Origin of the sequence: Marinagarivorans cellulosilyticus (assembly GCF_021655555.1) — a bacterium.
Classification (GTDB): Bacteria; Pseudomonadota; Gammaproteobacteria; order Pseudomonadales; family Cellvibrionaceae; genus Marinagarivorans; species Marinagarivorans cellulosilyticus.
This window is the reverse complement of the sequence record NZ_AP023086.1, coordinates 1,025,903-1,052,381: the sequence shown is the minus strand read 5'-3', so window position 1 is coordinate 1,052,381 and position 26,479 is coordinate 1,025,903. Positions and strand designations below refer to the sequence as shown.

Here is a 26,479-nt window from a genome sequence, read left to right as displayed (position 1 = left end):
CCTCAATAATCGTGTGTTGTACACACTCTACAATATAGCCAGCTATTATACGCTGGCCTGCCACATTCGCAGTACATTCTGTTGGCCGCCATTGCCGGCACACAATATAAGGTAGCACCATGAATAGCGCTTGGACTTCATTACTTCCCCCCACCACCGTTGCCGCTAGCCATACCGGTGATGGCCTAATTCCGCTCACCGAACACACAATCATTACCATTACAGGGCCAGATGCCATTAAGTTTTTGCAGGGCCAATGCACTTGTGATGTAACCCAGCTTACGCAGGGGTATTGGCGACTGGGGGCTCACTGCAATGTGAACGGCCGCATGCTCAGCAGCTTTACCATGGCATTATTGGCTGACGATTGTGTTGGCCTGCGCGTACACAGCAGCATTGCGAAAAGCACGGCCCAAGCACTGCAAAGGTACATTGTATTTTCCAAGGCACAGTGTGAAATTAGCCAAGCCTTAGCGCTGGGCATTGTGGGCGCTATTCCCGAAAGTATCAGCAGTAACAAGCTCGAAGGCGGCCAATTTAGCATCACACCAGCAGGCACTGTATTACAGCACAGCAATAATCTGGGCGAGCTTTGGGTGAGCACTCACTGCGCCCTAGGTCTAGATAACATAAAGCCCCTGCTGGCACAAAACCCAATTTATGCCGCCAGCCGCTGGCAGCTATTAATGATTGAGCAAGGTCGCGCCGAAGTTCAACAAGCCACCAGCGATGCTCACCTACCTCAAGCCTTTAACTTTGACTTAATCGGCGGCATTAACTTTAAAAAAGGCTGCTACACAGGCCAAGAAATTATTGCTCGCGTGCACTACAAAGGGCAAAGCAAGCAACGCGTGCACGCCCTTCAGCTTGATGAGCAACCCTGTGAGCCCATCAGTGTAGGCCAGCGTATTATTAACGCCGAAGGCAAAGCAGTGGGTGAGGTAGCTGCCATAGCCAGCAATGCAACCGGTTATGCGCTGCTTGCCTGCACCAAAGCCTTTGACGCCGAAGCACCCAGTTTATTTGTTGCTGGCATCGTGACAAATACAGCTACCGATCAAGACGCGGACAATAGTCCTGCTAATCGCCCCGTTCATACCATGCCGCTACAGCCACTCCCGCTTCCCTATGCTATACCTTAAGGGAACGGAAACTCTAACGAGGGCACAGTATGTCCACAGCAGCATCAATGTCACCCATATCGCAGAAGGTCTATAAAGCCATATGTGATGCCATTGCAGCCGATAAGCTGATTCTCCCGACGATGCCAGAAATGGCTATTAAAGTCCGAGACGCCGCCGATGACCCCGAAGTGGATATTAAAAAGCTATCGGGCATTATTGGCCACGATGCCGCACTAACAGCGCGCATTATTAAAGTCGCCAATAGTGCGCTCTACCGCGGCAGCCAAGACATCCAAGACTTGAACATGGCCCTTATGCGCTTGGGCTTGGCCACCACCAGCTCGCTGGCCATTGGCCTAGCTATGGAACAAATGTTCCAAGCCACAACCGACATGGTCGACAAGCGCCTGCGCGATGTCTGGACTATATCGTCGGAAACCGCTGGCATGTGCACGATGATTTGTAAGTTTCAAACCAAATTGCGGCCCGATATGGCTGCCCTTGCAGGGCTTACCCACAAAATCGGCATATTGCCTATTTTACAATTTGCCGAGCACTACCCCGCCTTACTGCGCGATGGCATGACGCTAGACAGCATTATTCAAGAGATCCACAGTTTATTGGGCGCTCGCATATTAACCGAGTGGGACTTCCCGCCCGAAATCTGCAACGTGCCGCTTAGCCATGTAGATTTCACCCGCGCCGCCGATAAAGCTGATTATTCCGATATTGTCACCGTCGCCATGCTGCAAAGCTTAGCCGCCAGCGCGCAACGCTTTGGCGATTTAGACTACAGCACCGTTACCGCCTTTGACCGCCTAGGGTTAGATTTCGACATCGAATCGGCTATTGCCGAAGGTGTAGACGACGACATGGCTGCAGCCATGAAGTTGCTCAACTAAACAGCCGCCCTCTCCCTCCCCTACCAAAGCCCGCACTGTGCGGGTTTTTAGTCTATTCGCCTGTATTTTCAGCGCATACTTTCATCAAAAGACGTTTTGTGATAAAAATTTTAAAATTATTGTGTAAGAATCCTGCCACACTAGCGACTAACCCTGTGAACAGTTTGAACTATCCCTCTTTTAGAGGTACCCAGTATTTAACATTTTCAAATGCTTAAGCTCCTGTACAGGCAAGTAAGGTATAACCTTTAGGGTTCAACATCGGTGTGCAACGCGTTGCATACACAATACAATTTAACCAGTCATATCAACCGTTCTATTTGATTAATACAAAGGAAACACAGTATGAACAATTCATTAAAAAGCATAACTTTAAGCTCTGCAGTAGCCGTTGCACTGGCTTCTGGCCATGTTGCCGCCAGCGAAAACCCGTTTAGCGCGACAGCACTGGAAGGCGGCTACCAAATTGCCGCTGAAGGTAAATGCGGCGAAGCCAAATGCGGTGCCGACAAAAAGTCTGACGGCAAATGTGGCGAAGCTAAATGCGGTGCCGATAAGAAGTCTGAAGGTAAGTGCGGCGAAGCCAAGTGCGGCGCCGACAAAAAATCTGAAGGCAAATGCGGCGAAGCCAAATGTGGTGCCGACAAAAAGAAATCTGACGGCAAGTGTGGCGAAGCTAAATGCGGTGCCGATAAGAAGAAAACTGAAGGCAAATGCGGCGAAGGTAAGTGTGGCGCGGCCTAAAGCTATTACCTAAAACCCTCTTGGTGTGCGGCTAGCGCTGCGCACCAAGCTTTACTTTATTGTGTAACTAATGGTTTTGTCATGACTTCAAGCACTCACCAACCCTCGCACAATACACCCGCTTTAAAAGGCGCAGGGCTAGGTTTTCGACGGGAAATGCTAACCACATTAAAAGAACAGTCGCTTGGCGATATCGACTTTTTTGAGTTATCTCCTGAAAACTGGCTGGGTTTAGGTGGTCGCTACGCTCGCGATTTACGCCATTTTACTGAGCATTTTAATTTTGTGTGTCACGGTTTGTCGCTATCTATTGGCGCTACTGCTGAACTCGACACCCAGCTGTTACGCAATATTAAAGCGTTTATGAAACACCACAATATCACCCTCTACACCGAACACTTATCCTGGTGCGCCGACGATGGTCACCTGTACGATTTACTGCCAATCCCCTGCACCGAGGAAGCCGTACACTGGGTTTCGCAACGCATACAACAAGCGCAAGACATTCTCGAAATGCCCATCGGCATTGAAAACGCATCTTATTATTTTTCCCCGCCGGGCGCGCAAATGCGCGAAGAAGAATTTATTAGTGCTGTAGTAGCAGAATCTAACTGCATGCTACATTTAGATGTTAATAACGTGTATGTAAACAGCCAAAACTTTGGTTACAACGCCAAGGACTATATTTCTGCACTACCGCTCGAGCGCGTGTGTTATTTACATGTAGCAGGCCATTACGTCGAGCCAGACGGCTTTATTGTTGATACCCACGGCGCCGATGTTATCGACCCAGTATGGGAACTGCTGGAATACACCTATAGCCAACTGAATAATCCCGCATTCATCCCCACCTGCTTAGAGCGCGATTTTAACTTCCCAGAATTTTCGCAATTGCATCGTGAAGTGAACACCATTAAAAAATTACAAAATGCCGCACAAAGCCAATTCAGGCAAAAAATTGCAGCAGGTAAAAATTTATGAGCAGCGGCAAGCTAACGCCGCCTGCCGCGCTAAATGATTTTCAGCGGGCGTACGGCAAGCACTTGCGCAAGCCAACGCCTACCTCTCGGCCAGCCGGCATTCCGGCCCGCGCCAGCGAAATTTATGAAGAACTTTTTTTCAACAATATTTGCGGTTTTATCAACAACTGCTTTCCGGTAGCTAAAAGTCTTTTCCCTGAAGATGCTTGGCTACATATTTGCCGCACATTTTTTATAGATTGGCGCTGCCACACCCCCTACTTTAGCGAAATACCTAAAGAGTTTGTAAGCTATATAAAGAGCGGGTCGCACACCTTAGAGCTTCCACCATGGTTTGCAGAGCTTATAGAATACGAATGGCTAGAGCTGGATGTCGATATTTGTAACGCCACGGCATTAAATAGCCATACAAGCGGCGATGGCAAACTTTATGCTAACCCCACCCTTCGAAATTGCGCATTTAATTGGCCGGTACATCAAATATCAAAAGACAATATCCCTTGCGAGCCGGAAGCGACATTTTTAGCGATTTATCGTGATGCAGAACACCGCGTGCAGTTTATGGCAATGAATGCCGTAACCGCCGCGCTGCTCGAAATTATTGAGCAAGCGCCCTGTTGCGCCCAACAAGCTTTAGAGCAACTCGCAGTAGCTATTAACCACCCGCAACCACAGCAAATTGTTAACTTTGGCCAAAGTATTATTCAAGACTTTTTACAACGAGGCATGCTAGCTGCCACACCATAACAGTTAGCCCACCCGCTCGAGCACCTACAAACCAATAAGCCAATAGGCCAAAACGCTCAATACTCTTAACAGCTGTTCATTACGAATAGGGGATAAACACATGCCTACACTTCAAAAATATTGCACATACCTACACATGCTACTCAATAAAACCCGCCCCGCCGATTTTATTGCACCGCTATTACTGAGGCTATATCTCGCGCCTATTTTTATTTCTGCTGGGTTAAACAAGCTAAACAGCTTTGATAGTGTCGTGATGTGGTTTGGCAATAGTGATTGGGGATTAGGCTTGCCGGCACCATTCCTTATGGCCTTTTTAGCCACTGCCACTGAAATTATTGGCGGCTTTGCCTTGCTATTTGGCATTGCCACACGCTGGCTAGCGGCGCCGTTAATGTTCACGATGATAATCGCTATGACAACGGCACACTGGGGTAACGGCTGGTACGCTATAGCACCAAGCAATCCCGAAACCAGTATGTCCGCGGTATTAGCGCCAGTAAACTTCCCAGGAGCCAAAGCCAGCTTAGAAAATAGCGAAGCCGTAGGCAGCCGCTTAAGCCGCGCAAAAAACATTTTGCAAGAAAACGGTAATTACGAATGGTTAACTGAAACGGGAAATTTTGTTGTCCTGAATAACGGCATCGAATTTGCCGCTACTTATTTTATTATGCTGCTGGCACTGTTTTTTATGGGGGCTGGGCGCTACATCAGTTTAGATTATTGGCTACACAAGCGTTTAATTAATACAACGGTGTAGCTTAAAGGGGTTGAATTGACCACTACAGGTGTAGTTTTAGGAGATTAGCTGCAGTGTAAAGGCGTTAGGTGTAGTTTAAAGGGCATCGGTAAACGCCGAATTTACATGCAAAGCAAAGCCAATACTCGCTACCAGGTATTGGCTTTGGAAGCGCTAAAACTGCAAACGATAACCAGCATTTACATAATAACCGGTTGAATCTACATCTTGATCAATAAAGGTTTCACTGATGAAGTCGTAACCCAGATCAAGCTCCAATTTAACCGCGCGCCTTACCGCGTAATCCAATCGCAATACTGGGCGCGTCATTACGCGGCTGTTGTTGTTCTCGTTACTTTTACGGTGATCAAAGCGCAAGCGCGGGTTAATGCGCAGCTTAGGTGTTGCCGATATACGCCAATTCAGGTCTAGCGATGATGTGCTCGCGCGATCGGTATCGGCATAGCGCACACCAACAATTAAGCTGTCGTTATCAGTAATAAAACGGTTGCTAACCAGTTGCGCTGAATAATAAAAATCTTGCCCGTAAGCCTCGATGGCTTCCACCCCACCAGATGCAACCGTGCCACCGTACTTCGAAGTGTTTAAAGACGCATTTAATTGCCAGTTATCATTCAACGTTTTGGTTACGCCAAGGCTGGCGTTATCAATAGTGGCGGTGCGGTCCATAGCCAATTGCACAATTTGTAACAAAGTATAGCGGGTGCTTAGATCGGCTAAGTCGTCACCACCTTGGCCAATAACTGCCGACGTTGTTGTTAATATTGGGTTACTACGGCGATCATAACTGGCGCTTAAAGTTAGGCCTTGGTCAAATGCCCAAGTACCGTTAATCATAAATAGGTTAAGGTTGTTATAATAAATATCGTAATCAACCATTGTAAAAAAAGACTTTTGGCCATCGTAATAACGCGCTTCGCCGCCAATGGCTTCGCGGTCCAGTGCACCTTGATTTACTTGGTTAAAATAGAAACCACTAAACTCCCAACCACCCCACAAAGTACCAACATCAACACTGGCGCCATAAAAGCTTCTATCGGCATTCACTTCGTCACGCTTGGAGTAATCAACAGGGTAACCGGCAACGCCATTAACCGTAATAATGCCTGTCGCCTCATAGGAAACATGACCACCATCAAAGCGACCAAATACACCACCAGAATTACGCGACTGCCTACCCACACGGCCGTATAAACCCCAATCTTTTTGTCGCCCTTCTAGCGACAGTAAATTAGGGTTTAGCTTATCGCGGTCGGTATCGGAGTTAAGATCCTTTTGATAATTGCCAGCAATTTGGGCTTTAAAATCGTAATGATCATTGCGGGCGCGGGCCACCACGTTCAAATCGTTATTTAATACCGAGCGCAAAAGTCGAGACGACTCATCAGCCACCGTAATTTCATTGCGAAAATAATATTGCCCAAAGCTGCCATAAACTTGCTTTTGCCACTGCTCGCCCTTGCCTGCTTGAGCACTGCGCTCAGCGCCTATAGGGCGTTTAGGTTGTTGCGTGGCGGTAACAATGGCGTTTAAGCGCTGGCTAACGCGCACCGCGCCCTCGCCTTCAGGGTAGTCTTCTAGGTACCGCTGGTACTCTGCTTTAGCGTGTGCCAATTGGCCTTTGTATTCACGCGCCAAACCTATTAATTCTTGTACCGGCGGCTTAATAGCTTCGTTACCTTCGGCGCGAATACGGGTAAAAATTTGCACTGCGCGACTGTAATCTTGGTCGAGCATCGCTTTATTCGCGCGGTCGAGCAAATCGGTCATTGCATAATCTAAGGGTTTTAGCTGCGTCACTAAATTAACAGGCGCGTCTGTTTTTGTTTCCTCAAATACCTGCGCATTCACAATATCTGATTTATCGCGCTCAATAACAATAATCATCGATTGGTGATCGCTTGCATGGCGCGCATTAAATTTTACTTTCTCGGAAAAGTTAACCACCAGCGTAGGCGCTTCGCTGTGAATATTGTCTAACACCACCGTATCGACTGGGGCGCCAAAAGCCGACGACCACGTCAAGACCTCCTCGTTACTGCCGAATTCAGCTGCCGCGGCAAGGTCTATGCTGTTTTGGCGCAGCTGCACCCGCAACTTTTTACCCGACTTTTCCGGTGAGTGGCTAACGTAAAACAGCGGCCGGAAGTAGCGTATTTCAACCACCATGCCTTCTGCAGTTTCAACAACATTAAGGTCGTTTAGCACCTCGTTAGACGCCAGCGCGTAAGGGCTAAAAACTGCAGCCAATAAAGCAACTACAGCAAACACTTTACGCACGAGGTAACTAGGCAGCACAGCAAACATCACTTGGGTAATCAAAAGGGAATAGCGCACAACTTACTCCACCAGCCACGTTGTTGTTGATTGATGGCAGAACTCACACGCCAGATCCCCAACGGGGGGATGATCTGGCTGCTTGCCTGCGGCAATCACATTGTCGTGGCAGCTCGCACATGCCCCCATCACTTGGTCGTGATCAACAAAGTCCACTAACCAGCTAGAAGTTAAGTGGCAAGCATCGCACGTATCGGTGGAATTAATATGAGCGGCGTGCTTGCCTTGCGCATCAGTCCCGTTGTGGCAGCTTGCGCAAGTGCCCAATACCGCCGTGTGATCCACCGCGACAGTAGGCGACCACACCGAAGTGTTGTGGCAAAACTCACATGCATCAATGGTCGCAATATGTAACGGCGTTTTGCCAGGAGCTAACGCGTTGTCGTGGCAGACGACACAACCACTGTCGATACTACCGTGATCGTAAACAGCTTGACTCCAGTCGCTGGTGATATGGCAATCGTCGCACTGCTTACCAATCGTTGGGTAGTGATCCATTGGTTTACCACCGGCAACCACGCCGTCGTGGCAGCTTTCACAGGTACCATTCACTTCAATATGGTCAACCATCTGCGCTGGCATCCACTGCGCTGTGGCGTGGCAAGCAGTGCAGTTATTTGTCGTATTGATATGCTGTGCAGACTTGCCAACAGCCGTTGCGCCATTGTGGCAACTAAAACAAGAACCTTGCACTTCATCATGGTCCACAGCAGTAGTGGGCGCCCACACATTTGTGCTGTGGCACGCCTCGCAGGTATTGCTGGTCAAAATATGCAGCGGCGATTTGCCTTCAACCAACACACCATCGTGACAGGCAATACAACCGCTATTAATATCACCGTGGTCGTATACTGCCTGACTCCAATCGCTGGTAACGTGGCAATCATCACATTGATTGCTGCTAGGGTAGTGGTTAGCCGGTTTGCCATCGGCCACGACATTATCGTGGCAACTAAAGCAGGTACCGTTAACTTCCATGTGATCGACCCGAGTGACCGGCGACCACAAAGTAGTACCGTGGCAAGCTTCGCAAGCATCGGTGGTATTAATATGCAACGCCGGCTTACCCGTGGAAATTGTTCCATTGTGGCAACTGACACAAGAGCCCGTTACCGCCGAGTGATCGACTTGAACAACTGGTGACCATATCGAGGTGCTGTGGCACAGCTCGCAGTCGTTTGTCGACAGTATATGGGTTGGGTTTTTACCCGTTGCTTGCACGCCATCGTGGCAGCTAACGCAGCTGCCAGTTACGCCCGAGTGATCAAAGTTAACCAAGCTGAAGCTTGCCGTAATATGGCAATCGTCACATTGGTTGGAGCTTTCGATATGCTGTGGATGCTTACCGATTGCCGTTGTGCCATTGTGGCAACTTTCGCAGCTACCCAGCACGGCCGAGTGGTCAACCTGCACGGCGAATGTCCACTCCATGGTGCTGTGGCAATCGCTGCAGTTATCTGTTGTTTGAATGTGCGAAACAGGTTTTTCCGAAGCCTCAACAAAACCACCGTTCACATGGCAGCCCACGCACTGCCTTGGAGTCCCCTCAAAACGGCCTCGCGAGTGGCAGCTTTCACAGTCGACATCCGCGTGCGCATTCTCAAGCGCAAAACCGGTCGCAAAGTGGTCAAAGGTAAAGGCTTGTTCAGCGGGGGCTTCGGCGCTGGCATCACCCTCATCAGCAGCCAAAACATTGACCGAGCACAAAGCGACTAGCATCAGTGCCAGCGCGGCTAGCTGGCGTAACCATATTATTGGGCTCATCGCACTTGTACTCCAATCACTTTAAAGGACTCGGTCACATGGCAACGCTCACAAGTGCGCCCAAAGCGCTTATTGTGCTCGTCATCATTAGCGTGACAGGCAATACAAGCGGTACTTTGCTTAACACCATCTTTAGCAGGCTCGGTATGGCAAGCGCTGCAAGCCTGCCCTTCGTGGGCACCATCGAGCTTAAAATCGGTTTGTGTATTGTGATCGAACAACCAGAGCTTCCAATCATTCGGCGTGTGGCAACTAGCGCAATCGGTACCTAAAGATAGCTTGTGGCTATCATCGGCTTGGTGGCAATCGTAACAGGCCGTTTTGGCATCTTGGAAGGTCTTGCTGGCATGGCAACTTTCGCAGCTCGTAATCGCGTGCATCCCCATCAAAGGGAAGGCTGATAAGTTGTGATCAAAGCGCACCTTGGTTTGCCAGCCCTCTTCGTTGTGGCACTGGCCACACTGTTTACCCTCTTGCCCTTCGTGCACGTCGTCAGCACTGTGGCAATCCACACACTCAGAGGCTAATTCTTTATTGGTCTCCTCGGTGCCGTGGCAACTTTCGCAACTTAAGCCGACGTGCTTACCGTGTAATTCAAAGTCAGTATCGTCATTGTGATCAAAGGTTTGTTTCTTCCAGCTGTTTTCGTTATGGCAGCTATCGCACTCGCGACCATTGCGGCCAAAGTGCTTATCATCGTTAATGTGGCAGCCTACGCAGCGCATGCTGGGTTGCTTTTCAAAGCCCGACTGCTCGTGACAGGCATTACAATTTAAGCCTTCGTGGCCGCCCTTAATCTTAAAGTCGGTATCGACGTTGTGATCAAAAGCCAGCTCATCCCAAGTTGTTACCTTATGGCACTTATCGCACTCGCGACCATTAACACCGGCATGCACATCGTTAACCGCATGGCAGGCATAACATTCGGTAGGCGTGTTTTCGTATTTCTGATCCGGATGGCAAGCACCACAGGTAATTTCTTCGTGGCGGCCAAATAGTGCAAACTCAGTTTCTGAGTGATCGTAGCGGTTATCTTGCCAGCCGTCGGTCACATGGCAATCGCTACACTCCTCGCCAAAAGCGCCTTTGTGATTATCGTCTTTTTCGTGACAATCAAAACACTGGCTGGGCGCTTCGCGGTAGGTTTTGCTTTCTTGGTGGCAAGACGAACATTGTACCTCGCCATGCTTGCCGGTTAATTCGTAGTCGGTATTGGCATGGTTAAAGGTATCGGCATCAAAGTTAAGGATATCGCCATCGCGCCCCAAGTGCTCAGAGTGACAACCAATACAGTCGAGCTCCTTTGCAACCGCCATACGGCCATGAAAGCCTTCTGCTTTGATAATATCAGCATCGATTTCTTCGTGGCAATCGCGACACAGCTGTGGCCGGTCATCGCCATGGCAAAGGTCACACTCCTTTTCGTACTCAGCATGCCCCGCCACAACAGGCCCTGGCATTAATAACTTTTTAAACGAAAAGGAAGCATCCTGAGCGAAAGCATCGGCGCTAACATAAAACAGCAGCACAGCCATACAAACGCGCAGTACAGGGAACAAGCGGCGATAAGACACGGTCATTTTCAAATCACAATAATCTTCATTAATGTCGCAAGGCAAAAGCAAAGCAACGGCTAGTAGACGTGCACGGCATAAACGTGCGCAACAGCAGTAATAATCAGCATTACAAATATCGGCAAATGCAGCATATGCCACATAGAAAACAGCCGCTCATAAAAAGATAGGCCTGCAATTTTTCGCAAAGTGATTAAATAGCTTTGGATATGGGCGCGGGTTACATAAAAATATTCTCGCCGCTGATTGCGATTTAAGCCTTGCAAATAATTTGGGCTTTTGGCCATTTTCTTTAATTTTTTGGTCAAACTTATTAGCGTCCACCAACTGGTAATACGCAAGACAAAAAAGTTGGTTAAATTACCTAGCACACCACGACGAGCTAGCACTTTTTTCTCAAAGACATATAAATTATTTAATAAAATATCATCAGGTAAACCATCAGCATCTAATTGATCATGCATTTTCTGGCGATCAGCAAAAAGTTGCGATATCACCATTTTTTTACCGTAAAGGCTGTAGTGAATACGACTATAAATAAAGCGCCCCACCAAACCACTGCCGACCATTAAGCCCATCGCCGCTAAAGTAATATTGCTATTGGTCGAACCTAGTGCGAAATTGCAATGATACAAGATCGCTAGAGGCCCCAAAATCCCCATTACCATATGCATCTTAAACCAAGTTTTTGTCGAAAAAACGAGCCAAGGGTTACGGTTTAAGCGCTTGCGTAGCGGGTAAATTAGCAACAACAGCATTAGTGATGCGCCAACAATACCCAAGGCGTATCCCAAGCCATATTCGGCAGAAATTAAATACTCAGAGCGCAAGCGCCAGCCCACAATAAGCAGCGCAAACACCGTTAAGGTGAAGGCTTTGCGTACGGTAAATAAGCGAAAACGCTTAATCGCAGAGGGGTTATCGATGCTCTCGATATCTGAGGAAGAATCATCAACTCTCATTTGGCGGCCTCTTTAGTCGCCTCAGAGGGATTCACTGGCGCTTGCTGTTTTTCTTGCTCAGCAAAAAAAGAAGAAACATAAGAACCTGCATCACTGCCTACAAAACCCTGATGGTGGTACTTTTTAGATTTTACCGAACCTGTCGATTTTTCAGGGCTAACCACAGGATGGCCGCTGGGTAAGGGCAGTATTTCACCGGCAAAGCCCAGCTCACGCGCTTTAGCCGCCGCCTGGGTTGCCTCTTCGCGATACCCCAAATGGTGATATGACTTCGCTAATAAAACCCACCCTTTAACATCGTCGGGCTGCGCGTTTAAACGGGTCTTTAAACCATTAAGCAACTGCTCAACAGAAGCAATTTTTGACGCGGTATTTGTGGGTTCGGTTGCTGTAGCTTTAACAGCACCAACCAGCAAACACAACATCGCTGTACTCAAAACGATATTACTGGCAGGAAATATGTTCATTTCGGATATCTCAAGGTTAACGCAATACAACAAATAACAATTATGGCCCTTAGAGTTAAAAAAAAACCACAACTAAAACTTATGCGTATAAATGGCCCAATAGAGGCACAATTAAAAACAGTGTAGGTTACACTAGATGGGGGCGTTGTAAAAACGCGGACATTGCGTCATAACGAGAACAAACGCACGAATAACAAATATTATTGCGCGTATCCTACACATATAGCGCCCAGATGGTAGCGGGACGACCAAGCATGGTAAACCTTCCGCACAATAGCGAACCAAACGCTGTTAAAACTATGGACATCTGCGCATGCGCGATGAACAATATTTACTTCACTGCACACTGCAGCGCGTCGACATAAGAATTTTAAGGGGTATTTTCCCCCACGCTCCAATTTTAGGATGTTTATGAATTACATTGAGTTAGCGGTATATGCCTTACCCATGCTAGTTGTATGGGTAGCATATTGGCTCTATAAAAGTCGCAAGCACCAAAAAGCAGCTATTAAAAAGCTAGAATCTATCGAAGCTGGGCTTACAGAGCCCGCCAGCTTGCACCCAGTCATCGACCCTAATAAATGCCTAGGTTGCGGTGCCTGTACCCGCGCATGCCCAGAAGGCGACATTCTCGGGCTAATCAACGGCAAAGCCGAATTGGTAGAGCCCGCAAACTGCATTGGCCACGGCGCCTGTAAAACCGCCTGCCCCTTCGAGGCCATAACTCTCGTTTTTGGTACCGAAAAGCGCGGCATGGATATCCCCATTTTAACCCCCACCTTTGAAACTAACGTACCAGGAATGTTTATTGCCGGGGAACTGGGTGGCATGGGCCTTATTCGCAACGCCATCGAACAAGGTATTCAAGCGGTAAACGGCATTAGTAAAGTCACATCCGCTAAACATTCAGAGCAGTACGACTTAATTATTGTTGGCGCCGGCCCAGCGGGCATTGCCTCTGCACTAGCCGCTAAAAAGCAAGGGCTTAAGTTTTTGATACTCGAACAAGACTCACTCGGCGGCACAGTCGCCCACTACCCGCGCCGCAAAATGATTATGACAGCGCCAGTCGATCTCCCCTTAGTTGGCAAAGTAAAGCTCAAGGAAACATCAAAAGAAGCGCTCCTAGAAATGTGGCAAGAGATTATCCAAGACCAAGAGCTAGATATTAACTTTAACGAACGCCTAGAAAGCGCTATACCACACGACGGCAATAGCGGCTTTAGCATTGAGACCACCAAAGGAAAATACAGCAGCCGCTGCTTATTGCTGTGCTTAGGCCGACGAGGCACCCCTCGCAAACTAGGCGTGAAAGGTGAAGAACTAAGCAAGGTGGTTTACCGCCTAATTGACCCTGCGCAATACGAAGGTCAGCACGTATTAGTTGTGGGCGGTGGCGATAGCGCACTAGAGGCTGCAACCAGCATTGCACAAGAAGCGGGCACCCGCGTTACCCTTTCATACCGAGGCAAAGGCTTTGACCGCGCGAAACAAAAAAACCGCGAGCTTGCCAATACTTTAGCCCAGCAGAATAAACTCTCTATTTTGCTCCAGTCCAACGTCAAAGATATTACCGATACTGATGTAACTATCGAAAGCGACGGAACACTCACGCAAATTAAAAATGATGCCGTCATCGTTTGTGCCGGCGGTATACTGCCAACGCCCTTCCTAGAAAAACTTGGAATTGAGGTAGAAACAAAACATGGCCAAGAATAACCTCAAGCTCCACCAGCAATTGCGACTAAATACCCTCTGCCAAGCCGCGGTGCTAACGTTAAGCTGCACTATGGCCAGCACCACTTTAGCCCTAACACTGGAAGATGCCCGCCTATCTATTCGCACCAAGCAATTCGATACCGCAGAGCACCAACTCATCGAACTTGCCAAAACTGGCGACGGTGAGGCGCAATATTTACTTGGATCGCTTTACAATAGCGGCCAAGGTGTGGCCCGCAATTACGAAAAAAGCGCATTTTGGCTAACAAAAGCCGCGCAACAAAATCACGCTAAAGCCAGCTACACACTCGGCCTGTACCACGAAACAGGTAAAGGCACCGCAAAAAATACCGAGCAGGCAGCCCACTGGTACGAACAAGCCCTAGCGCAAGGCGAGCAAAAAGCAGCACAAAGACTCGAAAATTTAAAAGGCCAAGCGATACAATTCACCAAAACACAAAGCGTAAGCGACATTATCAACCTAATTCGCGTTAACGATTTACAGGCACTCGAGGCATCGCTCTCAAACAGCGCACAAAAGACACTGATCGATAGCATTGATAGCAATAGCGGCAATACCCCCCTAATTTACGCCATCGACAGAAACAATACCGCCGCTATAAACTTACTGCTAAAACTTGGCGCATCCAGCAATAAAAAAAATAGCTTAGGCGATACCCCGTTAATTTTTGCCATAAAAAATGGTCGCGACGTTACTGCCGAGCAGCTTATTAAAAACGGCGCTAACATCAACGCACAGGACAACCTGCAAAACACCCCGTTGCATCACGCCACCAACCAACAAAATATTGAGCTAGTAAAACTACTGCTTGCACGCAAAGCCAATATTAATACCGAAAACAAAAAATTATTTACCGTCCTCGATTACGCCGACAGCGACGAGCTACGGCAATTATTAAAAGAAAATGGTGCCAACGCAGGCCACCTCGAAGCCATCGCGGAATTTCGCTCAGAACTTACCGATACAGAATTAGCAAAGAATATCGCGCTCAATAGCGAAATTGTTAACGATGGCAACAACCCATTCCAAAACTGGCCGCCACTGAACATTGCCGCCTGGCGCGGGCAACTAAAGCACGTAGAATTGCTATTGAAAAATAGCAATACGCTAAGCCAAAGCATTGATGCCACCGATGATGGTAACTTAACACCCCTTATGCGCGCGGCATGGCATGGCCACCTAGATATTGTTGATACGCTAATTAGCCACGGCGCCAATGTTAACGCCACAACCCCCGAAGGCGACACCGCGATATCGCTTGCCGTACAAGATAACCACACAGAAATTGTAACCACCCTACTTGAACACAGCGCCGATGTGACTCGGCCAAAAGGGCTAGAACCGCTAATAAATATTGCTGCGCGCAAAGGACACCAAGCCATAGCCCAAAGCTTACTTGCCTACACCAACAACATTAACGAGCTACACGACAATAAAACACCAATTATGTGGGCTGCCGAATCGGGCGATGTTGATTTACTCAAAGCGCTTCTCGCTAAAAACGCCAACATTAATGCCACCGATAATTTACAACGCACAGCACTTTGGTTGGCTGTCGCCAAAGAACAAAACACCGCCGTCGGCATTTTAATTGGTGCCAGAGCAGACACAACATTAACCGATAGCGAAGGCAATACACCACTGGCTATAGCCAGCAAAAAAGGTAGTGCTGCAATTGCCCAGCAACTCATGCTGCCGGCCAGCATCATCAACCAAGCCAACAAGCAAGGCAATACCCCGCTTATGCTGGCCGCTCAAAATGGCAATGATGTTATCGCGGCACAATTACTTAAACGCGGAGCCGATGTTACAGCAAGGAATAACATTAGCCTGACCCCACTTATGCTTGCAGCGCAAGCAGGGCACCTTCCTACCGCAAAACTATTAGTAGAAAACGGCGCTGACACAAACAGAAGAAATAAAGACGGCAAAAGCGCCGCCGAAATGGCAGAGCAAGCCGAACAAATAATGGTTGCTCAATATCTGAGAAAACAAAAGAAGTCTTTCTTTTAATAATGCAAAAGGGTTACGTGTTCTGGTCAACTAAAACCGGACATTGCATTAGGTGGTTTTAGTTAACTTTCATTGTTGTCGGTACTGCGTGGTACTCCGCCTCAATGGGAGGCAGGCCATTATTAGCGGTATGCGGCCTGACGCAGTTGTAATAGTAATCAATATAATGATTGATATCAGCCAGTGCATCGTCAATATTTTCGTAGCCCAACTTCGGCATTCTTTCGGATTTATACGAACCGAAAAATCGCTCTGTCGGGGCATTATCCCAACAATTACCTCTTCGGCTCATACTTTGTTTAACGCCTTTATTTTTTAGGCAATGTTGAAATTCTGCGCTGCTATATTGGCAGCCTTGATCTGAGTGGAAAACAACGTTTTGGGGTTGCCCCCTTGATTCAAAAGCGCGATTAAAAACGGCTGCCGTCAATTGGCTATTTGGACTGCTCGACACTTCATGAGCAATCACTCTACGGCTCATCAAATCAATCACGACCGCTAAATATACCCAGCCTTGTTGTGTCCACACATAAGTAATATCGCCACTCCACCAACGATTAATGGATGTTACATCGAACTGACTCGTGAGTAAGTTTGGGGCAATCAGAGAGGTATCACCACCCTTCGGGTAAGGCTTTTTACGGCGCTGCTTACTGACTAAACCTTCTTCACGCATGATTTTACGCATCATATAGCGCGTTGTTGATATTTCTTCGGACTTTAATAATTCAATAAGCATCCGCTGACCGGCTGAGCCATAACTCAGGGCATGCTTATCTCTAACCTGCAAACGTAATTCAGAGTATTTATCATGCTCGCACTCACCCCTCGCCTGAGCGTCATAAAATGTACTCGCTCTAACGTCATAGAGCTTAAGCAGTTTGCTCACCGAATATTGCTCTCTTAACGACGCGATAACTTCGATCTTTCCTTGTCGTGTGTCGCAAAAAGAGCTGTGGCCTTTTTTAGGATTTCATTATCCTCTTCCAAGTCTTTAATCTTAGCTTTTAGCCTCTGGATTTCTTGATGTTCTGCTGTTAAGGCCTTTGCTCCTTCTGGCGTTTGGCCCGATAGCTCTTTCGTGAGCTGATCAACCCACCGCCTTAGCGCACTTTCGCTAACCCCACGCGCCTCGCAGGCCTCAAGAATACTGTAGCCTTTCTCGGTGACAAGCTCTGCCGCCTCTCGCTTGAATTCTGGGCTAAATACCGGTCGTTTCTTGCTCATGTGATACTCCTATATCTGTAGAATACCACCTAACTATGTGTCCGAGATTATTAGACCAGAACAACGAGCTGTTTGTTCGAGTCAACAAAAAACGGCACGCTAACCCTTATTTTTTTCTGGTTTCGCGCTGCGGCCGCTTGGTTTTTCACCATCACCCCTAAAGGCTTCCATCGCGTTCGTTAAACTTCCCATATTCTTAGAGAAATTGCGGCATGCGCGACACATTAAAAGGTGCGTTTTCATTTGCATTTTTTGCGAGAGCGTCAAGGGTTGATCTTGCGCCAGCGAAGAAAGCTCTGAAGCTCTACGACAACTAATCATTGCGCGCTCCGTTTAAAAAAGCGCTCAAAACCCGTTTTTTGAGGGCTAGCAGTATCTAGCCAATGGGTCGACAGGCACTGTTGCAATGCTGTTCTTGCGCGGCACAACATGGCATTAAGGTTAGTTTCTGTAATGCCCACTTGCCCGCAGATTTCTAATGTACTTAAACCTAAAAATTCACGCATCATAAAAACACGTGCCTGGCGTGCCGGTAGCTTATTAAGACACAACTCAAGCACCTGCATAAACTGTTGTTGTTTTAGACCGTTTTCAGGGCATTGCCAAACCTGTGGCATTGCCTGGTCTTGCCAATGGCCATCATCTTTAAAATTGTCTTCAAAGTCTAAAGATTCTGTCTTAGGCGCCCGGCCCTGCCGCCGGAAAAAATCCACCATTTTATTTTTTAGAATCGCAAACACCCAACTTCTAAAAGCGGCCCGCCCAGAAAAGTGCTGTAAGTTTTTTACTGCCCCAAGCAAAGCATCTTGTACTAGATCTTCGGCAATTGCCTTATCGGGCAACTGAGTCGCCGCAAACTTAACCATGTGATCGCGCAATTGCGACATATAAACAACATCGTTAAAGTGATGACTTACCGTCTGTTCAGCTTCAGCATAATCATTCACGACAACCGCATTACTCGCATTCATAAACGCTCCCACAAAAAAGGCGCTTACGCGCCTTTTGCAACTTCTTGAATGCGGGCAACCATTGCCCTCATGCCGCTACCGCGCGTTGGGCTTAGATGCTTAAGTAAACCCAACGCCTCGAAATACTGGTCGATATCAAAAGCGATAATCTCTGAGGGTGCTTTATTGTTATAAGCTGCGAGTACAACACCCAGCAAACCTTTAACAATAAAAGCATCGCTATCGACCAAAAAGCAGAGCCTGCCTTCAAAAATATATTCTTGAATCCACACCTGGCTTTGGCAGCCGCGAATCAATTGATCGTCGGTTTTTAGCGCTGCATCCATCGCGGGGATTTCTTTACCAAGATCAATAATATATTTGTACCGTTCCTCCCATGTATCAAAAAATGATAGGGAATCTAAAATATCTTCAGCACTAATGGTTACACCAAAGGCCGTAGGCGCCGCATTGGCTAATTCAATTGTCATTAGAAAAACAACCCCGTTTCCAATTGCGCTTCCTCGCTCATCATCTCGCGGCTCCACGGTGGGTAAAATATCAGCTTTACGTTAACCTTTTTAACATTAGGCACTAACGCAACGCGATATTCCACATCACCAACCAGTACAGGCCCCATGCCGCAACCGGGCGCAGTCAATGTCATTTCAATATCGACCTCGCCTGTTTCTTGGTCGACATTCACACTATAAATCAAGCCCAAGCTTTTTAAATTTACGGGGATTTCGGGGTCGTATACGGTTTCTAGAGCTTGCCAGACCTGCTCTTCGTGTATTTGACCATCACCTGCATCATCAAAGCTCAATTCGTATTTTTCCAACCCTAATGCATCGGCATCAGTCCCATCTACACGAATCATATTACCCTGATAAACAACAGTATAATTGCCGCCCAATGACTGTGTAATAGTAACGAAGTTATGGGCGGGAATAGTCACCACATCACCCACTGGCACAAGTCGACCAGGGCAATCTCGCACGGTCGATACCATTCTTTGTTCAGACATATTCTTACCAACATTAACCGCTAGCGGTTCTATAACACTTTTTACGTTTGAGTTTTAGCGTAATGCAAAGATACCGCTAAACACTAAAGCTCTCGCCACAACCGCAGGCATCTTTCACATTGGGATTATTAATCACCAAGTTTTTATTAACGCCCTGAATTGTGAAATCGATAACGGTGCCTTGTAAAGCCCCAATGTGTTTAGGGTCTATATACAAAGCGGTACCATTTGGCAGCGACTTTTTTATATCACCAGATTCTTGCTCATCGACTTCATCAATCACATATTTAAAGCCAGTACAGCCGGCCTCTTTTAAGGTAACCCGAATGGCTTTTTTGCCAGATTTAGCCAACACCCGAGCAAAATGCTCTGCCGCTGTTTCGGTAACCGTTAAAACATCGGCAGACGAAAAGCTTTGTACTCCCGCTGCTGGAGATGTTACAGGTACCGCTGTTGATGTATTACTTGGCTCTGTCATAAGACAACCCTCCGAGCAAACCTAAAGCACGCTTTAAGTCGCTTATAGTAAAAACTGCTTGGCTTTTTCTAAGCCCGCAAATAAACGATCAATATCATCGCGCGTATTGTAAATAGACAAAGAAGCACGCACAGTGCCTGGTATATTAAACCGGCTCATTAGCGGTTGCGCGCAATGATGACCCGTGCGCACAGCTATGCCCTGCTGGTCCAGTAACATGCCTACATCGGCAGGGTGCGCGCCCTCCAGTAAAAAGCTAAAGGCACCTGCTTGATGGGCAGCCTGACCAATAAGCGTTAAACCTGTACACGCTTTTGCCTGCTCGATAATGTAAGCCATTAAATCTGCTTCGTGAGCGGCAACTTGCTCATGATTTAAAGTTGCAAGAAAATCTATCGCCGCCCCAAAACCAATTACACCTTCAATGTGCGGCGTTCCAGCTTCGAACTTAAATGGCAAGCCATTAAAGGTTGTACCCTCGAAGCTGACAGTCTCAATCATTTCGCCACCACCTTGGTAAGGCGGCATGCTCGCTAATAATTCTTTTTGCCCCCACAAAACACCAATACCCGTGGGGCCAAATAATTTATGGCCACTAAACACATAAAAGTCACAGCCCAACGCTTGCACATCAATCGGGAAATGCGCTACCGCTTGCGCCCCATCAAGCAAAGTTGTAATGCCTTTTTCTTTTGCTTGCGCCACCATGGCTTTAACCGGGTTCACACTGCCTAAAGCGTTAGAGACATGGCTTACTGCCAGCAACTTCACCTTATCGGTCAACAACGCAGTAAAAGCTTGCTGATCGATATCACCCGCATCTGTTAGCGGAATTGGTACAACTTTAGCGCCTTTTTTCTGCGCTAATATTTGCCAAGGTACAATATTTGCGTGGTGCTCTAGCTCAGACACCAAAATGACATCGCCTTCGCCTATGTGGCTATCGCCCCACGAATGCGCCACCAAATTGATTGACTCGGTCGTACCGCGCGTCCAAAGCACTTGTTCTGGCGCTGGGCTATTGATAAAAGCCGCTACTTTTTGGCGTACTGCTTCAAAAGCAATGGTGGCTTTATCTGCTAAGGCATGTGCACCGCGGTGCACATTTGAGTTGTAACCCGTGTAATAATCGGTGATAGCATCAATCACCGATTGCGGCTTTTGTGTTGTCGCTGCGCTATCCAAATACACTAGCGGCGAACCGTTAACCATTTGGTTTAATATCGGGAACTGCGCCCGCACAGCATTCACATCAAAATCCATTACCATACCTTTAGCGCTCATCAATGGGGGTTAATAAATGCTCGACTAACGCGGGATCTTTTGCGAAACGCCCAGCAATAACAGGGCGCAAGTAAGTCACAATAGCTTCGTTACCTAACTGCTCAATTAACTCATTAATAAAACCAAAGCTCAGCATTACCTGCGCTTCGTCTTTGCTAATACCGCGCGTACGTAAATAATGCATAGCAAGAGGGTCTATTTTTGCAATGGTTGCACCGTGCGCGCAACGTACATCATCGGCATAAATTTCTAGTTCGGGCTTGGTGTTAACCTCGGCCTTTTCGCTGGTAAGTAGGTTTTTATTGCTTAATTCAGCCAAGGTTTTTTGCGCATCTTTATGAATGTGAATACGGCCATTAAAAACAGCTCGTGCGCTATCACCAATAATACCGCGGAAAATTTCGTTGCTATTGCAGTGCGGCACTTTGTGCTCAATACAGGTATGAAAATCGGTTAGCTGTTTATTGCGCGGCAAGTACACGCCGTTGTTTATAGCCTCTGCACCTTCGCCTTCAAACTGAGTCACTACATCAACACGCTGAAGGTTTGCACCCATCGCCAAATAAAAGCTATTTAGGCGCGCACTTTTTTCTATCTGACTATAAACGCCGCCAATATGCAGGTTTTCTTCGCTTTCTAAGTGCAAGCGGTAATGATTGCACTCGGCGTTTTCACCCACAAAGAATTCGGTGATGCTATTGGTTAAAACCTTTGAACCTTCACAACTGGTAAAATGCTCTACCAAGGTTGCGCGACTGCTAGGCGCTTGCAGCCACAAAACCCGCGCCGTTGCCATACAGGCTTGCGCTTGAGTCGCCACATTCACGATATGAATAGGCTGCTTAATATCTGCATTTTTGGCGACTTCAACCACAAAGCCTTCGCGAATAGCGGCAGTGTTTAGCTCGCCAAATAAAGTCGCGTGCTCGCCAGCGGCTTTATTAAAATACTGACTGCGAACCTGCTCTGAGGCATCGGCAAGTGCAATCACGCTTAGCCCTGCTGGTAGCGCTGTTAAATCGGTTGATAAACTCGCTTGGAATTGACCATCTACAAAAACCAGGTCGAGGGCGTTAAGCCCATCAATGGCAAAAATATCAGCCACACCTTCAGTAACAGGTGGGCTAGCTGGCGGCGCAATAAAATTGCCATCGGCAATAGCCTTAACCGGGGTATATTTCCACGCTTCGGTTTTGCGGGTTGGCCAAGGGCTTTGTGCCCAAGCTTCGCGCGCGCGCGTTTGCGTTGCCGAGTGAACGGATGTTTCGGTAGCAAGGGCTAGGCCTTGCTCTATAGCGGAATGTTGCGATACGGCGGTCATTATGCAGCTCCGCCTTCCAACCAGCCGTAACCTTTTTCTTCTAGCTCAAGCGCCAACGATTTATCGCCCGATTTTACAATTTTGCCATCGGCTAAGACGTGCACATAATCTGGCACGATGTAATCAAGCAAACGCTGGTAGTGGGTAACCACAATAAAAGAGCGCTCTGGGCTGCGCAGTGCATTGACCCCATTAGCCACCACTTGCAATGCATCAATATCCAAGCCGGAATCGGTTTCGTCTAGAATGGCAAGCTTAGGCTCTAGCAACATCATTTGCATAATTTCGTTGCGCTTTTTCTCACCGCCAGAAAAACCCTCGTTGACACCGCGTTTTAAAAATTGCTGATCAAGATTAACCGCTTTACAGGCTTCGCGCGCTTTCTTCATAAAATTAACAGCGTCTAAGGCGGGCAATTCGCGGTGTGCTCTTACGGCATCGACCGAAGCTTTTAAAAATTCCATATTGCTAACACCGGGAATTTCTACGGGGTATTGGAAAGCCAAAAATAAACCTTCACGGGCGCGCTCTTCACACTCTAATTCGAGTAAGTTTTTACCTTCTAAGGTAGCGCTACCACCAGTAACTTCGTAGCCATCACGCCCGGCCAGAACATGGCCTAAAGTACTTTTACCTGCCCCGTTTGGGCCCATGATGGCGTGAACTTCACCGGGTTTAATGGTGAGATTTAAGCCTTTTAAAATGGACTTTTCGGTAACGCTGGCTTGTAGGTTTTCAATCTTCAACATAAATATATTCTCACAATACGGCCGATTAATGCTTCAATCGCCAAATGCTGCGCACAAAGCCCAGCAACATAAAATTAACAATTAACCGACTGAACCTTCGAGGCTAACTTCCAATAACTTACCGGCTTCCACAGCAAATTCCATGGGTAGCTCTTTAAATACTTCTTTACAAAAACCGTTCACAATCATCGAAACAGCTTTTTCGGCATCAATCCCCCGCTGCTTACACAAATACAACTGGTCTTCGCTCACCTTTGAGGTTGTTGCTTCGTGCTCGACCACGGCATTAGGGTTTTTACTTTCGATATACGGGAAGGTGTGCGCTGCACATTCGCTACCAATTAATAGGGAGTCGCATTGGGTAAAGTTACGCGCGCCATCAGCGCCGGCATTAAAACGCACCAAGCCGCGGTAGGCGTTGGAGCTTTTACCAGCAGAAATACCTTTACTAATAATGGTCGAGCGCGTGTTTTTACCGAGGTGAATCATTTTGGTGCCGGTATCAGCCTGCTGATAATTATTAGTCAGCGCTACCGAATAAAATTCGCCCACACTGTTATCGCCTTTTAATATACAGCTTGGGTATTTCCAGGTTACTGCAGAACCCGTTTCCACTTGCGTCCACGAAATACGTGCATTGGTATGCGCAATTCCACGCTTTGTAACAAAGTTATAAATGCCGCCTTTGCCCTCGGCATCGCCGGGGTACCAGTTTTGTACAGTGGAATATTTAATTTTGGCGTTATCCAAACATACCAATTCAACCACCGCTGCGTGCAGCTGGTTTTCATCGCGCATTGGCGCAGTACAACCCTCTAGGTAGCTTACTTCGCTGCCTTCGTCGGCAATAATTAAAGTGCGCTCGAACTGCCCTGTTTTAGCTTCGTTAATACGGAAGTAGGTCGATAACTCCATGGGGCATTTAACGCCCTTGGGAATATAAACAAACGAGCCATCACTAAAAACCGCACAATTAAGCGCCGAATAGAAGTTATCTTTAACGGGAACAACGGTACCCAAATACTTTTTAATAAGCTCGGGGTATTCGTGCACAGCCTCTGAAATAGGACAAAAAATTACACCTGCTTCTTTGAGGTTTTCGCGAAACGTGGTGGCAACCGATACCGAATCAAATACAGCATCTACAGCAACGCCAGCCAGCATTTGCTGTTCGTGTAACGGAATGCCTAACTTGTTGTAAGTATCGATAAGATCTGGGTCCACCTCGTCGAGGCTTTTCGGGCCATCGGCCATGCTTTTAGGTGCCGAATAATAGGATATCTCGTTAAAATCAATGTTAGGGTAATCGACGTGTGCCCACTCGGGCTCGTCCATTTCTAACCAGACGTTATAGGCCTTTAAACGCCACTCAAGCATCCATTCGGGTTCGTTCTTTTTAGCCGAAATGAAGCGAATCACATCTTCGGTCAAGCCTGCTGCTAGCGTATCGGACTCGATGTTCGAGACAAACCCGGCGGCGTACTCTTTGCTGATGGCATCGTCGATTTGTTCTTGCGACATAATAAAGGTACCTAATATTTATCGTCTGGCGCGCAGTGTAGTTACTGTCGCCACAATTTTTTGCGCTGCATATTCAACGTCTGCCACCGTGGTATAGCGGCCAAAACTAAAGCGCAATGATGCATGTGCCAATGTTGGCGACACCCCCAACGCACTTAATACATACGAAGGCTCAACGCTAGCCGATGTGCACGCCGAACCTGTCGAAACAGCTAAATCGCGCAAAGCGGTTAATAATGTTTCGCCATCCACGCCGGCAAAGCTAAGGTTCACAATGGCATCGATCGCGCTGGCGTCGTCGCCATTGCGGGTCACTTCGGTTAATGCTTCCAACCCCGCTAAAAGTGCTGTGCGCAATTGCTTGGCATGCGCCATGTCTTGGAACAATTGCTTTTGCGCTATTTCAGCTGCCAAGCCTAAACCCACTATTTGATGAGTTGCCAAAGTGCCAGAGCGCATCCCACGCTGATGACCACCGCCGTGAATTTGCGCACTTAAATCTACTTGCGGGTCGCGCTGCACATAAAGCGCGCCCATGCCTTTGGGGCCATAAAACTTATGCGCCGATAGCGATAGTGTGTGAGCACCCAACGCTTTTACATCCACCGGCAATTTACCAACGCTTTGCGCCGCATCCACATGCAAAAACACGTTGCGCGAACGGCAGTAAGCCGCAATATCGGCAATGGGATTTATCGCCCCTAGCTCGTTATTTACGTGCATCAAAGCCACCACGATGGTGTCTTCACGCATGGCTTCTTTTACTTGAGCTAGGGTGACAACGCCGCTTTTTTGCGGCGCTAAATACGTCACCTCAAAGCCGTTTTTTTCTAAATAGGCACACGGGTCTAATACCGCTTTGTGCTCGATGGCCGAAGTAATAATGTGCTTGCCTCGGCCTTCAATACCCTGCTGTGCAAACGCTAAACCTTTTAGCGCTAAATTGTTCGACTCTGTGGCACCACTAGTCCACACCAAGCTGCGCGGGTCGGCATTCAGCAGGCTAGCTAACTGCCCTCGCGCCTTTTCCACTGCCGCTTCGGCTTGCCAACCAAAAAAGTGCGCGCGCGATGCTGGGTTGGCAAAGTTGCCCTCTTTGGTTAAACAACTTGCCATTGCCTTGGCCACATCCGCATCAACAGGAGTCGTGGCAGCATAATCGAGGTATATCGGTGTTTTTGGTTTCACTGTGTTTCACAACGCTGTTAATCGACTTCGTATTGTGCGGTTTTACAGCCTCGCACCTGAGAAGCGTTGTATCAGTCTGTATAGCGGCCTTTTGTAAGCCCAGCTACTACGAAGGAATGCTGATCATTTGCTCTAATTCAGATGCCGAGTCTTCAGTTTTAGACTCGCCGCACTGTTCCGCCTTTTGCCGTTTTGCGACTAAATCCGCTAGGCTAATACGGCTAAGAAACTGATGAATTTGCTGGCTAAGGTCATCCCACAAATAGTGGGTTAAGCAGACTTCGCCTTGTTTACAATTACCTTTACCCGCGCAATTGGTGGCATCAACGGATTCATTCACCGCATCTATAATTTGCGCTACAAAAATATTCTCTAATGGGTGCTTTAAGCGGTAACCGCCACCTGGGCCGCGCACACTTTTGACTAAATCGTTCTGGCGCAACTTGGAAAATAGCTGCTCCAAGTAAGACAAAGAAATATCTTGTCGCCCAGAAATATCCGCCAAACTCACCGGGCCATTGGTGCTAAACAAGGCCAAATCTAGCATGGCTGTTACGGCATATCGGCCTTTTGTCGTTAAACGCATAGTTATCGCCTCTGTTTTCAGGGGCGAATTATC

26 protein-coding genes are annotated in these 26,479 nt (G+C 47.7%); 8 read left to right on the top strand and 18 right to left on the bottom strand.

The genetic code is table 11. The features are described from left to right. The first annotated feature begins 119 nt into the window (after positions 1-119). From ygfZ to MARGE09_RS04155, 6 genes are all read left to right on the top strand, one after another. On the top strand, positions 120-1,142 hold the full coding sequence (gene ygfZ, locus MARGE09_RS04180) for a CAF17-like 4Fe-4S cluster assembly/insertion protein YgfZ (RefSeq protein WP_236986099.1): 1,023 nt from the start codon (positions 120-122) through the stop codon (positions 1,140-1,142). A 29-nt stretch (positions 1,143-1,171) separates the two neighbouring features. Then, on the top strand, positions 1,172-2,026 hold the full coding sequence (locus MARGE09_RS04175) for an HDOD domain-containing protein (RefSeq protein ID WP_420828083.1): 855 nt from the start codon (positions 1,172-1,174) through the stop codon (positions 2,024-2,026). Between the two features lie 345 nt (positions 2,027-2,371). Further along, complete coding sequence (locus MARGE09_RS04170; RefSeq protein ID WP_236986098.1) at positions 2,372-2,770, top strand: HvfA family oxazolone/thioamide-modified RiPP metallophore; 399 nt, start codon at positions 2,372-2,374, stop codon at positions 2,768-2,770. A gap of 81 nt (positions 2,771-2,851) precedes the next feature. Further along, positions 2,852-3,751 carry an HvfB family MNIO-type RiPP peptide maturase gene (locus MARGE09_RS04165; protein WP_236986097.1) on the top strand — a complete coding sequence of 300 codons (900 nt, stop codon included), beginning with the start codon at positions 2,852-2,854 and terminating at the stop codon, positions 3,749-3,751. After that, positions 3,748-4,497 (top strand): HvfC family RiPP maturation protein, encoded by a 750-nt coding sequence (locus MARGE09_RS04160; RefSeq protein WP_236986096.1) that lies wholly within the window; start codon positions 3,748-3,750, stop codon positions 4,495-4,497. Before MARGE09_RS04165 ends, MARGE09_RS04160 begins: the two co-directional genes overlap by 4 nt. A 100-nt stretch (positions 4,498-4,597) precedes the next feature. Next, positions 4,598-5,257, top strand: a complete 660-nt coding sequence (locus MARGE09_RS04155) for an HvfX family Cu-binding RiPP maturation protein (RefSeq protein ID WP_236986095.1) — start codon at positions 4,598-4,600, stop codon at positions 5,255-5,257. 153 nt (positions 5,258-5,410) lie between these two features. Here the strand turns inward: MARGE09_RS04155 and MARGE09_RS04150 are convergent, their stop codons facing one another. From MARGE09_RS04150 to MARGE09_RS04130, 5 genes are read right to left on the bottom strand one after another with little or no spacing between them, the layout of a single operon-like run. Continuing rightward, positions 5,411-7,594, bottom strand: a complete 2,184-nt coding sequence (locus MARGE09_RS04150; RefSeq protein ID WP_236986094.1) for a hypothetical protein — start codon at positions 7,592-7,594, stop codon at positions 5,411-5,413. Between the two features lie 3 nt (positions 7,595-7,597). Further along, a complete protein-coding gene (locus tag MARGE09_RS04145; RefSeq protein ID WP_236986093.1) occupies positions 7,598-9,358 on the bottom strand; it encodes a hypothetical protein in 1,761 nt (586 codons plus the stop codon). Beyond that, positions 9,355-10,983, bottom strand: a complete 1,629-nt coding sequence (locus MARGE09_RS04140) for a cytochrome c3 family protein (RefSeq protein WP_236986092.1) — start codon at positions 10,981-10,983, stop codon at positions 9,355-9,357. The genes MARGE09_RS04145 and MARGE09_RS04140 overlap by 4 nt, the downstream gene beginning before the upstream one ends. Before the next feature lie 8 nt (positions 10,984-10,991). Further along, positions 10,992-11,894, bottom strand: coding sequence for a hypothetical protein (locus tag MARGE09_RS04135; RefSeq protein ID WP_236986091.1), 903 nt, complete (start codon positions 11,892-11,894; stop codon positions 10,992-10,994). Next, on the bottom strand, positions 11,891-12,361 hold the full coding sequence (locus tag MARGE09_RS04130) for a tetratricopeptide repeat protein (protein WP_236986090.1): 471 nt from the start codon (positions 12,359-12,361) through the stop codon (positions 11,891-11,893). The genes MARGE09_RS04135 and MARGE09_RS04130 overlap by 4 nt, the downstream gene beginning before the upstream one ends. Before the next feature lie 411 nt (positions 12,362-12,772). Between MARGE09_RS04130 and MARGE09_RS04125 the strand changes: the two genes are divergently transcribed. Together MARGE09_RS04125 and MARGE09_RS04120 are read left to right on the top strand one after the other, a co-directional pair. Further along, complete coding sequence (locus MARGE09_RS04125; protein WP_236986089.1) at positions 12,773-14,080, top strand: NAD(P)-binding domain-containing protein; 1,308 nt, start codon at positions 12,773-12,775, stop codon at positions 14,078-14,080. Next, positions 14,067-16,115, top strand: a complete 2,049-nt coding sequence (locus tag MARGE09_RS04120; protein WP_236986088.1) for an ankyrin repeat domain-containing protein — start codon at positions 14,067-14,069, stop codon at positions 16,113-16,115. The genes MARGE09_RS04125 and MARGE09_RS04120 overlap by 14 nt, the downstream gene beginning before the upstream one ends. 58 nt (positions 16,116-16,173) lie before the next feature. Here the strand turns inward: MARGE09_RS04120 and MARGE09_RS04115 are convergent, their stop codons facing one another. The 13 genes from MARGE09_RS04115 to iscR form a co-directional block, all read right to left on the bottom strand. Then, positions 16,174-17,031 (bottom strand): IS3 family transposase, encoded by an 858-nt coding sequence (locus tag MARGE09_RS04115; RefSeq protein WP_236987444.1) that lies wholly within the window; start codon positions 17,029-17,031, stop codon positions 16,174-16,176. Continuing rightward, positions 17,019-17,342, bottom strand: a complete 324-nt coding sequence (locus tag MARGE09_RS04110; RefSeq protein ID WP_236986087.1) for a transposase — start codon at positions 17,340-17,342, stop codon at positions 17,019-17,021. Before MARGE09_RS04110 ends, MARGE09_RS04115 begins: the two co-directional genes overlap by 13 nt. A gap of 99 nt (positions 17,343-17,441) precedes the next feature. Then, positions 17,442-17,663: a zf-HC2 domain-containing protein gene (locus tag MARGE09_RS04105; protein ID WP_236986086.1), complete on the bottom strand. Its 222-nt coding sequence runs from the start codon at positions 17,661-17,663 to the stop codon at positions 17,442-17,444. Continuing rightward, positions 17,660-18,313, bottom strand: coding sequence for a sigma-70 family RNA polymerase sigma factor (locus MARGE09_RS04100; RefSeq protein WP_236986085.1), 654 nt, complete (start codon positions 18,311-18,313; stop codon positions 17,660-17,662). Before MARGE09_RS04100 ends, MARGE09_RS04105 begins: the two co-directional genes overlap by 4 nt. Before the next feature lie 23 nt (positions 18,314-18,336). Beyond that, entirely contained in the window at positions 18,337-18,783 is a 447-nt protein-coding gene (locus tag MARGE09_RS04095) for a SufE family protein (RefSeq protein ID WP_236986084.1), read from the bottom strand. Further along, entirely contained in the window at positions 18,783-19,319 is a 537-nt protein-coding gene (gene sufT / locus MARGE09_RS04090; RefSeq protein ID WP_236986083.1) for a putative Fe-S cluster assembly protein SufT, read from the bottom strand. The genes MARGE09_RS04095 and sufT overlap by 1 nt, the downstream gene beginning before the upstream one ends. A 76-nt stretch (positions 19,320-19,395) precedes the next feature. Beyond that, on the bottom strand, positions 19,396-19,797 hold the full coding sequence (locus MARGE09_RS04085; protein WP_236986082.1) for a HesB/IscA family protein: 402 nt from the start codon (positions 19,795-19,797) through the stop codon (positions 19,396-19,398). Positions 19,798-19,839: 42 nt separating this feature from the next. Next, positions 19,840-21,060: an aminotransferase class V-fold PLP-dependent enzyme gene (locus tag MARGE09_RS04080; protein ID WP_236986081.1), complete on the bottom strand. Its 1,221-nt coding sequence runs from the start codon at positions 21,058-21,060 to the stop codon at positions 19,840-19,842. A 10-nt stretch (positions 21,061-21,070) separates the two neighbouring features. Continuing rightward, positions 21,071-22,402, bottom strand: coding sequence for a Fe-S cluster assembly protein SufD (sufD, locus tag MARGE09_RS04075; protein WP_236986080.1), 1,332 nt, complete (start codon positions 22,400-22,402; stop codon positions 21,071-21,073). Continuing rightward, on the bottom strand, positions 22,402-23,148 hold the full coding sequence (gene sufC / locus MARGE09_RS04070; protein ID WP_476703468.1) for a Fe-S cluster assembly ATPase SufC: 747 nt from the start codon (positions 23,146-23,148) through the stop codon (positions 22,402-22,404). The genes sufD and sufC overlap by 1 nt, the downstream gene beginning before the upstream one ends. Positions 23,149-23,232: 84 nt before the next feature. After that, positions 23,233-24,672: a Fe-S cluster assembly protein SufB gene (sufB, locus tag MARGE09_RS04065; RefSeq protein WP_236986079.1), complete on the bottom strand. Its 1,440-nt coding sequence runs from the start codon at positions 24,670-24,672 to the stop codon at positions 23,233-23,235. Between the two features lie 18 nt (positions 24,673-24,690). Next, positions 24,691-25,860 carry an IscS subfamily cysteine desulfurase gene (locus MARGE09_RS04060; protein WP_255711840.1) on the bottom strand — a complete coding sequence of 390 codons (1,170 nt, stop codon included), beginning with the start codon at positions 25,858-25,860 and terminating at the stop codon, positions 24,691-24,693. Positions 25,861-25,966: 106 nt separating this feature from the next. Next, positions 25,967-26,446 (bottom strand): Fe-S cluster assembly transcriptional regulator IscR, encoded by a 480-nt coding sequence (gene iscR, locus MARGE09_RS04055; protein ID WP_236986078.1) that lies wholly within the window; start codon positions 26,444-26,446, stop codon positions 25,967-25,969. Between the last annotated feature and the right edge of the window lie 33 nt (positions 26,447-26,479).